8 protein-coding genes and 1 pseudogene are annotated in these 8,676 nt (G+C 60.9%); 4 read left to right on the top strand and 5 right to left on the bottom strand.

The annotated features are described in order from the left end of the window. A pseudogene (locus C5L13_RS29010) lies at window positions 1-118 on the top strand (IS630 family transposase); the annotation flags it as partial. A 6-nt stretch (window positions 119-124) separates the two neighbouring features. Here C5L13_RS29010 and C5L13_RS14270 read toward each other — a convergent pair. From C5L13_RS14270 to C5L13_RS14250, 5 genes are read right to left on the bottom strand one after another with little or no spacing between them, the layout of a single operon-like run. Beyond that, window positions 125-1,063 carry a dihydrodipicolinate synthase family protein gene (locus C5L13_RS14270; protein ID WP_105383940.1) on the bottom strand — a complete coding sequence of 313 codons (939 nt, stop codon included), beginning with the start codon at window positions 1,061-1,063 and terminating at the stop codon, window positions 125-127. A gap of 33 nt (window positions 1,064-1,096) precedes the next feature. Beyond that, window positions 1,097-1,975 (bottom strand): SMP-30/gluconolactonase/LRE family protein, encoded by an 879-nt coding sequence (locus C5L13_RS14265; protein WP_105383939.1) that lies wholly within the window; start codon window positions 1,973-1,975, stop codon window positions 1,097-1,099. Continuing rightward, window positions 1,972-2,802, bottom strand: a complete 831-nt coding sequence (locus tag C5L13_RS14260) for an NAD-dependent epimerase/dehydratase family protein (RefSeq protein WP_105383938.1) — start codon at window positions 2,800-2,802, stop codon at window positions 1,972-1,974. The genes C5L13_RS14265 and C5L13_RS14260 overlap by 4 nt, the downstream gene beginning before the upstream one ends. 47 nt (window positions 2,803-2,849) lie before the next feature. After that, complete coding sequence (locus tag C5L13_RS14255; RefSeq protein WP_105383937.1) at window positions 2,850-3,569, bottom strand: FadR/GntR family transcriptional regulator; 720 nt, start codon at window positions 3,567-3,569, stop codon at window positions 2,850-2,852. Beyond that, window positions 3,569-4,282 carry a ribonuclease activity regulator RraA gene (locus C5L13_RS14250; RefSeq protein WP_105383936.1) on the bottom strand — a complete coding sequence of 238 codons (714 nt, stop codon included), beginning with the start codon at window positions 4,280-4,282 and terminating at the stop codon, window positions 3,569-3,571. Before C5L13_RS14250 ends, C5L13_RS14255 begins: the two co-directional genes overlap by 1 nt. A 197-nt stretch (window positions 4,283-4,479) precedes the next feature. Here C5L13_RS14250 and C5L13_RS14245 point away from each other — a divergent pair, with 197 nt between their 5' ends. The 3 genes from C5L13_RS14245 to C5L13_RS14235 all read left to right on the top strand — a co-directional run bounded on the left by C5L13_RS14245 (window position 4,480) and on the right by C5L13_RS14235 (window position 8,669). Continuing rightward, window positions 4,480-6,429, top strand: a complete 1,950-nt coding sequence (locus C5L13_RS14245; RefSeq protein ID WP_105383966.1) for an ABC transporter substrate-binding protein — start codon at window positions 4,480-4,482, stop codon at window positions 6,427-6,429. A 120-nt stretch (window positions 6,430-6,549) separates the two neighbouring features. Continuing rightward, the gene (locus tag C5L13_RS14240) at window positions 6,550-7,536 is read left to right on the top strand and encodes an ABC transporter permease (protein WP_105383935.1); all 987 of its coding nucleotides are present in this window, start codon (window positions 6,550-6,552) and stop codon (window positions 7,534-7,536) included. A gap of 11 nt (window positions 7,537-7,547) precedes the next feature. Then, window positions 7,548-8,669, top strand: coding sequence for an ABC transporter permease (locus C5L13_RS14235; RefSeq protein WP_105383934.1), 1,122 nt, complete (start codon window positions 7,548-7,550; stop codon window positions 8,667-8,669). The last annotated feature ends 7 nt before the right edge of the window (window positions 8,670-8,676 follow it).

The following is an 8,676-nucleotide window of genomic DNA, read 5'->3' as shown; positions in this document are numbered from 1 at the left end:
CCAAAAGCGAACGATCGAGGACACGTGGCGACACATCGGCTCTCTCGTCACAACAATCCAACCCGGCGAATGCAGTAACTACTTCGTAAACGCCGGATACGCTTCCGTCAAAACATGAACCGCTCTAATGCGTCCGCGCGACCGCTCCTCTGATTTCGCCATTCTCGACAGACCAGCTTGAGAGAAGGTCAGCAAGCTTCGCCCTGTCTTCAGCATCGAGCCTGGCCAGACCGGGAATGCGTACCTCGCCGACCGGCGTTCCCAGGATGCTCACCGCCTCCTTGACCACGGTGACATTGGCGCCGTTTCGATATTTCGTGCGCATGCGCTCGAAGGGCTCGATCAGATCGATGATCCGACGGGCCTCGCCAAAGTCGCCTCTTTCGAGCGCGGCATGAATGGCGAGTGAAAACTGCGGCGCGACGTTGACGAGGCCGGACGTGAAGCCGCGGGCGCCTGCCGCTGTGAAGGCGGGCGCCCAGCTCTCGGCGAGCCCGCAGACGAAGAGTGCATGGCCGGGATCGGCGGCGGCAACCGACCGCGAAAGCAGGAGAATATCGGTTGTCGCAAATTTTACCCCGGCAATGTTCGGATGGCTTGCCAGCCGCAGCATGTCGTCGAGGCTGAAACCTTCCGCCCGCACATAGGCCACCAGCGGCAGAGGCGATTCTTCCGCCAGTTGGCGAAAATAGTCGATCTGCGCTGCCGGCGCCGCGAACGGATCGACCGGCTGGTGAGACATGACCGCTGAAGCACCCATGTTTTTGGCTGTTTTCGCCATGGCGATTGCCTCGCGGAGCGAACGGCCGACAGCCGCAGTCACCGGAGCCTTGCCATCGACGCCAGCGATTGCCGCCTCGACGACGCGGCTGATCTCCTCGGGGGCCAAGGCATAAAATTCGCCGGTGTTGCCAGCTGCCACGATGTTGTGGATGCCTGCCGCGGCGACCCGCGCATAGATCGCGCGGGTGGTGTGGATGTCGACCTCGCCGTCGTCTCCATAAGCGGTGATGGGCACGCCGGAGATGCCGGTGAGGACGTTGCGGAATTCTTGGATGTTCATGTTTTTCCCTCTCCAGATGGGGGAGATGATGGATCAGATCGCGAAGCGATGTACCGGCACACCGCGCGCCCCGGTCTCGAAGGCGAATAGTGTTCCGTTCTCGAATGTGCCGTTGTTGTCAGTGGAAAGCGTGGTGACATAGATCGTGTCGAGGTCCCGGCCACCGAAACAGGGCATGGTCGGCGATTTCGCCGGCATCTTGTAGATTTCGACGACGTCGCCTTCCGGCGAAAGCCGATTGACGCCCCCGGACAGCACGCCGGCGATCCAGTAGAAGCCGTCCGCATCCATCGCCGCACCGTCCGGACGGCCTTCCTCTGGGGTGAAGTCGTGCAGCCGCCTGGGCGCGCTGGTGACACCTATAGTCGGATCGAAATCGAAGACCTGGGCAAAGAGCCCGCTGCTGTCGGAATGATACATCGTCCGGCCGTCCGAACTCCAGGCAAGGCCGTTGGACGTCAATAGGCCATCTGCAATCGTCGAAAAGCTGCCGTCCGGCATAACCCGGTAGAGGCGGGCATTGCCGGTCTGCGGCACCGCCTCGTCGCGTGTGCCGACCCAGAAGCACCCGTCCGGCCCGATCTTGCCGTCATTCAGTCGGCTGTCGGGGCGCCCGCCATCGGGATTGCAGAGCAGCTTTGTCGTTCCCGTTTTGGGGTTCAGCAGATGAACGCCGTTCTCCAGGGCAACGGCGATATCGTCCCCCTCGCAGAGCGCCAGGCAGCCGATCTTGAAAGGCATGTCGAACCGGTCGATACGTCCGTCGGCCCTCAGGCATAGCGCTGCGGGGGCGAGGATATCGACGAACCAGAGGTCGCCCGTCCTGTCGTCCCACACGGGAGATTCGCCGACCTGCAGGGGCAGCTCTATGACGCGCCTCACCTGAGGGGTGATGATTTTGGTTTTGCTCACAGCATCGCCTCCAGGCATGCAACCAGTCCATTTTTGTCACGCATTCGCATTGTCCCGTCATGCTCGGGGGCGCAGAACGCACCGCCCTGAAAGGTGGATTCAACCGTGCTTTCCGCTCGACCTTCGATTCTTAGATGGTCGCGCGCCATGTCCTGCGGCCGATAGCCCAGGCGTTCGGCAACCTCGTCTCGCCACCAGCCGGCATCGGTGCGCGACATGCCGTAGACGACCGCCGCTGCGATATCCGGGTGGGTGAGGCCGATCTTCACGAGTTGCCAAAGATCGCGGGCGCTGATCCAGATCGCCGCCGATCGCTCGCTGTTGGGATAGGGGGCCGCGTTGCCGATCCGGATGGAGAGCGTTCGAATGCCGGCGGTGTCGTAATAGAGGCCGGCAACGAGCTCTCCCCAGCATTTCGACAGGCCGTAGCGGCTGTCGGGGCGTGCGGGGTCGAGCTGCGTGATGGTGTCGGTGCGGGGATAAAAGCCGGTCGTATGGTTGCTCGATGCAAAGACGACCCGGTCGACACCGTTTTCCCGTGCCGCCTGGTAAAGATTGTACGTGCCGAGGACGTTGCTGTGCAGGATCTCGCCGATAGCCGCCTCCCGTGGAATGCCGCCGAGATGGATGACGCCGTCCATATCCTTCAACGCTGCGGCCATCGCATCGGCATCGGCCAGATCGGCCGCAAAGAAGCTTTCATTGGAAGCGAGCGCCTTCGGCGGCCGGAGGTCGATGAGCCTCACATGTTCGACTTCGGGGCCGAGAAAGGCTCTCAGCTGCGAGGCGATGTGGCCTGAGCCGCCCGTCATTGCGATCCGTTTCAAAACATCCTCCTCCGTGCGCCTCCCCGCGCCGCGGCTTATGGCAGGTCTTATCCTCCCACGCCCTGGAACATGCGGGCGCGTGCGTTCAGGATGTGGGTCTTCATAGCGTGATGTGCTTCCAGCTCGTTTCGGGCCAGAATGGCTTCGACGATTGCCGTATGCTCGTCCTGGACGTTGCGGACATGCAGTGGGGTTCGTTTCAGACTGAGACTGCGCGTGACCGACATGCCGATGGCGAAATGCGGCTTGAACCATTCCCTCACCGTGGTGTGGAACTGATTGCCGGTCGCCATCGCGATCGCATCGTGCAGGGCCTGATCTTCCTCTGCCCCGAGTTCGCCGACCTCGAGACAATGTTCGAGCGCCTTCAGCGCCGCGGTGATGCGGATCTTGTCGTGAGGTTGCCAATTGCGGGCCGCCAGTTCCGCGGCCTCTGCCTCCAGGCCCGCCCTGAACTCGAAGAACCGCTGCACATCCGCAAGGGATCCCACGGGAACCTGCTTGAGCACCGATGAGTCCGGTCTCTGGCGGACATAGGAGCCCGACCCCTTGCGCGAGACGATCAACTGGTCCGCCCTTAGCCTTTCCAGTGCCTCGCGGACCACAGGTCTGGATGCACCGAACAGGATGGCCAGATTCGGCTCCGACGGAAGCCGTTCGTTGACGGGAAAGCGGCCGTCGGCGATCATTCCCACGATCTTCTCGTAGATGATGTCGCTGAAACGAGGTTCGGCTTTCGCCGCCGCTATCACGTCGGACTGGTCCATCAACGTCCCTTCTCACGTCTCCAATCGCGGAATTCCGCTTCGGCTTCGGGGCCGGGCGGATAGAGACCGAAAATGCCTCGCCCCGCCTTCACGCGATCCTCGACGAAATCCTCGAAAACCGTCTGCTCGAAAGCCTCGTCGGCGACCTCTTGCGCTATGCCCGCGGGAATAACAACCACACCCTCGCCGTCACCGACGACAATATCTCCAGGATAGACCGGCACGTCGCCGCAGCCGATCGGCTGATTGATATCCAGTGCATGGTGGCGGATGAGATTGGTCGGGGCAGAAGGCGCGGAGTGATAGGCGGCAAACGGCAGTTTTGCGATCTCTGGTGTGTCGCGGAAGCCGCCGTCGGTCACCACGCCCGCCGCGCCGCGCATATAGAGCCGGGTTACCAGAATTCCGCCGGCGGAAGCGGCCGACGGGTCCTTTCTGCTGTCCATCACCAGAACATGGCCGGGCGGGCATTCTTCGATCGCACGGCGTTGCGGATGGGTGCGGTCGGTAAAGACGCCGATATTGTCGATATCCTCACGAGCGGGAATGTAGCGCAGGGTGAAAGCCGGCCCGACCAGTCGCGGCGCATCCGCATTGATCTTGTGAACGCCGCGAATGAACACGTTCCGAAGCCCGCGCTTCATCAGGACGGTCGTCAATGTGGCCGTTGAAACGGCCTTCAGCTTTTCGCGCACTTCCTCGGTGAACGTCATTCCTGTCCTCCCAACGGGACTGGGTATTTTGGGATACAGCTATGTAATCTGTAAAAATCTGTCAATACTTGTAATCATCTGAAAAGCGGCTTATGGTCCGGAGCGATCGGATGGAGGTCCGAGGCGTCGCGGCTGGGAGGCCGCTCGGGCGGGACGGCCTGACGAGAAGCTCGGTCTGGATTTGGGAGGAGATCAGGATGCACGACGACGATTTTATTTCTACCGGTGTGACCCGCCGGACATTCTTGGCAGGGGTGGGCGGAGCCGTCGCTCTCTCCGTTGCCGGCACCAGCGCACAGGCGGCCGCCGGAAAAGAAGCACCGCAACTGGCGGCACTCGTGAAAGACGGCAAGCTGCCGCCGCTGGCCGAGCGCCTGCCGCAGAATCCATTGGTTATCAAGCCTTTCGAGAAGATCGGCACCTATGGCGGCACGTTGCGGCGCGGTCTGCGCGGCTCGTCGGACCACAACGGCATTCTGCGCATGGTCGGCAATCAGGGTCTGGTGCGGTGGAATATGGATTTCACCCAGGTCTTGCCTAATCTTGCCGAAAAATGGGAGGTCAGTGCGGACGCAACCCAGTTCACATTCCATCTCCTAAAGGGTGCAAAGTGGTCCGACGGCCATCCGTTCACCGCCGATGACGTCGTCTTCGCCATTGAGGATGTCGTCAAGAACAAGGAACTCTACAGCGCGACGCCGGCCCAGATTTCCGTTGCCGGCAAACCGGTCACCGTCGAAAAGGTCGACGACTATACCGTCAAGTTCACTTTCGCGGCCGCGAATGCGCTCTACCTGGAAAACCTGGCGACCCCTCTCGGTCAGCATCCGACGCTCTTTGCCAAGCACTACTGCAGCAAGTTCCTGCCGAAATACAATACGAACCTCGATGCCGATGTGAAGGCGGCGGGCGTATCGAGCTGGACGGAGCTTTTCCGCGCCAAATGCGGCGACATCGAAATCCCGTCGCGATGGGGCAACGTCGACAAGCCGACGCTCGACCCCTGGATCGTCAAGGAAGCCTATTCCGGCGGTGCCACGCGGGTGCTCATGGTCCGCAATCCTTATTTCTGGCAGGTCGATACGGAGGGCAATCAGCTTCCCTATGTCGACGAGATCAATTTCGGCATTTCGCAGGACGTCGAGTCGCTGATGCTGAACGTCATCTCCGGCAAGGTCGACATACAGGAGCGTCATATCAGCACGCTCGCCAACAAGCCTACGCTGTCGCAGAACATGCAGAAGGGCGACTACCGGCTGCTACAGCTCGTGCCGTCCGCCGCGCAGCAGTGCCAGCTCTATCTGAACATGACCCACAAGGACCCGGCGATGCGAAAGATGTTCGCCGACAAATCCTTCCGCCAGGCTCTCTCTATTGGTATCAACCGGCAGGAGATTATCGACATCATCTATTTCGGCCAGAGCGAAGGTTATCAGACCGGCCCGCGCCCTGGACATCCCTGGCATCACGAGAAGCTGGGGCGGCAGTTCACGGAATATGATCCGGACAAGGCCAGCGCAATGCTGGACAAGGTTGGCTTCGACAAGAAGAACGGCAGCGGCATTCGGCTTCGCCCGGACGGTCAGCCCGTCTTCTTCGCCGTCGACGTCATTCCGACGCTCTATCCTGATCTGGTCGACGTGCTGGAGCTTGTGAAGGCGCATTGGGCGCAAATCGGCATAGACATGAAGGTCAATACCATCGAGCGGGCGCTCTATTACACCCGCGGTGACGACAACGCCCATGATGCGCAGGTCTGGCCAGGCCCAGGCGGCCTCGATCCGATGCTCGATCCGCGTGACTACTTTGCCTTTCATCCGCAGGGTTCGCGTTACGCTATCCCGTGGACGCTCTGGTACACGTCCAACGGTCAGAAGGGCGAGGAGCCTCCGGAAAGCCAGAAGAAGCGCATGAAGCTTTTTGACGAGGCCCGGTCGACGGCCGATCTCAACAAGCGGGGCGCGATCATGAAACAGATCTTCGACCTCGCGGCTGAAGATTTCGAGACCATCGGCGTCTGCCTTGCAGTCGGCGGCTTCGGCGTCATTCGCAACAATCTGCGCAATGTGCCGGAGAAACAGCCCGATAGTTGGTCATGGCCTAATCCCGGTCCTGCCCTCCCGCAGCAGTTCACCTTCACGAGCTGATTTGCCTCGCCGATGCCGCCGCCACCGCGGCGGCATCTTCTCCCAGTCCCGTTGCAAGACGCCGGGCGAGCCCCACGGTTCGCATCGACGCATCATGCAACCCGAATTGCGAGCATTCCCATGCTGAAATTCGTCGTCAAACGACTTTTCTGGATGATCCCGTCGCTGTTTGCAGTGAGTTTTCTCGCCTTCGTGCTGATCCAGCTCCCGCCGGGCGACTTCGTCACGACTTACATCGCCACCCTCGCATCGTCCAACGAAGTGGTCGACCAGAATACCGCCGCCCAGCTGCGCGAGCGTTTCGGTCTGGATCAGCCGATGCTGGTTCAGTATCTCAAGTGGATCTGGGGCATTGTCACTCGCGGCGATTTCGGGCTCTCGTTTGAATGGCAGCAGCCGGTCTCTGGATTGATCTGGGAACGCATGGCGCTGACGCTTGTTCTGGCGCTCGCAAGCCTGATCGCCACCTGGGCCTTGGCCCTGCCGATCGGCGTTTATTCCGCCGTCAAGAAATATTCGATCGGCGACTATGCTTTTACAGCCTTCACCTTTTTCGGCCTCTCCATTCCGTCCTTCCTGCTGGCGCTGGTGCTGATGTATGTCGCCGCGGTCGAGTTCGGGCAGGATGTCGGCGGCCTTTTCTCGTCGCAATACGAAACGGCACCCTGGAGCATCGGCAAGATGTACGATCTGCTGACGCATTTGTGGCTGCCGGTGGCGATCCTGGCGGTCTCCTCGACAGCCAGCCTCATCCGCGTGATGCGCGCCAACATGCTGGACGAACTGCCGAAGCCCTATGTGACGACGGCGCGCGCGAAGGGCCTCTCGGAATTTCGGCTGCTGGTCAAATATCCGCTGCGGATCGCGCTCAATCCGTTCATCTCGACCATCGCCTGGCTTCTCCCGAACCTCATTTCCGGTTCGGTCGTAGTGGCGATCGTGCTCAATCTGCCGACCGCCGCGCCGCTTCTGTTGCAGTCGCTGATGGCGCAGGACATGTATCTCGCCGGAGCCTTTGTCCTGTTGATCTGCGCCCTGACGCTGATCGGTTCGTTGATCAGTGATATCCTGCTTGCGCTGGTCGATCCGCGCATCCGTCTCGAATAGGAGGCCAGCCAATGGTTGATGTTTCCATCGCCACCCTGCGTGCGGATCGTGCTGCCGTCGCTTCCCAATGGCAGCTCATATGGTGGGCATTCAAGCGGCACAGGCTCGCCATGGCCGCGCTCTTCGTGACGCTCGCCATGTATGTCGTCGCCACGGTGCCGGGCTTTTTTGCCATCAATGACCCGATTGCCCAGAATGCCCGCGCAACATTCCATCCACCGCAGGCTGTGCATTTCTTCGATACGAGCGACGGCTTCGATTTTGGCCCCTATTACCATCCCATGCGGCTTACCCGCGATCCGAACACGCTCGCTGCGATCTTTATCGCGGACACGTCGAAGAAAGTGCCGATCGAGCTTTTCGGGCGCGGTTTCAGCTATTCCGTGCTCGGGCTTTTTGAAACCGACATACACCTCATCGCGAGTACCGATAAGACGCGGCCGTTATTCCTGTTCGGTGCCGACCGTCTCGGGCGCGACGTCTACAGCCGCGTGGTGCAAGGGGCGCAGGTGTCTCTCTCCATCGGCCTCGTCGGCGTGTTCCTGTCCCTGCTTCTCGGGATCGTGCTCGGTGGTATTTCGGGTTATTACGGTGGCCGTATCGATTTCGTCATGCAGCGCGTGATCGACTTCGTTCTTTCGCTTCCGACGATCCCGATCTGGCTCGCCCTGGCTGCGGCCCTGCCGCAAGGCTGGCCGGCGACGCTGCAATATATGATGATCACCATCATATTGTCCTTCACCGGCTGGGCCCAGCTTGCCCGCGTGGTGCGGGGACGGTTCCTGTCGCTCAGGACCGAGGAGTTCGTGGCTGCAGCGCGTCTGGATGGGGTGTCAGAGGGAAGAATTATATTCCGTCACATGCTGCCGAGCTTCTCAAGCCACATCATCGCTTCGATGACGCTTGCCGTTCCCGCGATGATCCTTGCGGAAACCTCGCTTTCCTTCCTTGGTCTCGGCCTCCAGCCGCCGACGATTTCCTGGGGTGTGCTGTTGCGCGAGGCGCAGAACATTCGCTCGATCGCCACAGCGCCCTGGCTCTTCCTTCCCGGGCTCGCGGTCGTCATTGCCGTCATGGCGCTCAATCTTTTCGGCGATGGTCTTCGCGACGCCGCCGACCCCTACAACAAGTGAGGCGCCG

Origin of the sequence: Neorhizobium alkalisoli (assembly GCF_002968635.1) — a bacterium.
In the GTDB taxonomy this organism is placed as follows: Bacteria; Pseudomonadota; Alphaproteobacteria; order Rhizobiales; family Rhizobiaceae; genus Neorhizobium; species Neorhizobium alkalisoli.
The sequence above is the reverse complement of the archived record's forward strand: the minus strand, read 5'-3'. Positions and strand labels throughout refer to the sequence as shown.

Coding starts and splice junctions, on each gene's coding strand:
- C5L13_RS14270 (WP_105383940.1), bottom strand. CDS start 1,063: ATGAACATCCAAGAATTCCGCAACGTCCTCACCGGCATCTCCGGCGTG.
- C5L13_RS14255 (WP_105383937.1), bottom strand. CDS start 3,569: ATGGACCAGTCCGACGTGATAGCGGCGGCGAAAGCCGAACCTCGTTTC.
- C5L13_RS14250 (WP_105383936.1), bottom strand. CDS start 4,282: ATGACGTTCACCGAGGAAGTGCGCGAAAAGCTGAAGGCCGTTTCAACG.
- C5L13_RS14245 (WP_105383966.1), top strand. CDS start 4,480: ATGCACGACGACGATTTTATTTCTACCGGTGTGACCCGCCGGACATTC.
- C5L13_RS14240 (WP_105383935.1), top strand. CDS start 6,550: ATGCTGAAATTCGTCGTCAAACGACTTTTCTGGATGATCCCGTCGCTG.
- C5L13_RS14235 (WP_105383934.1), top strand. CDS start 7,548: ATGGTTGATGTTTCCATCGCCACCCTGCGTGCGGATCGTGCTGCCGTC.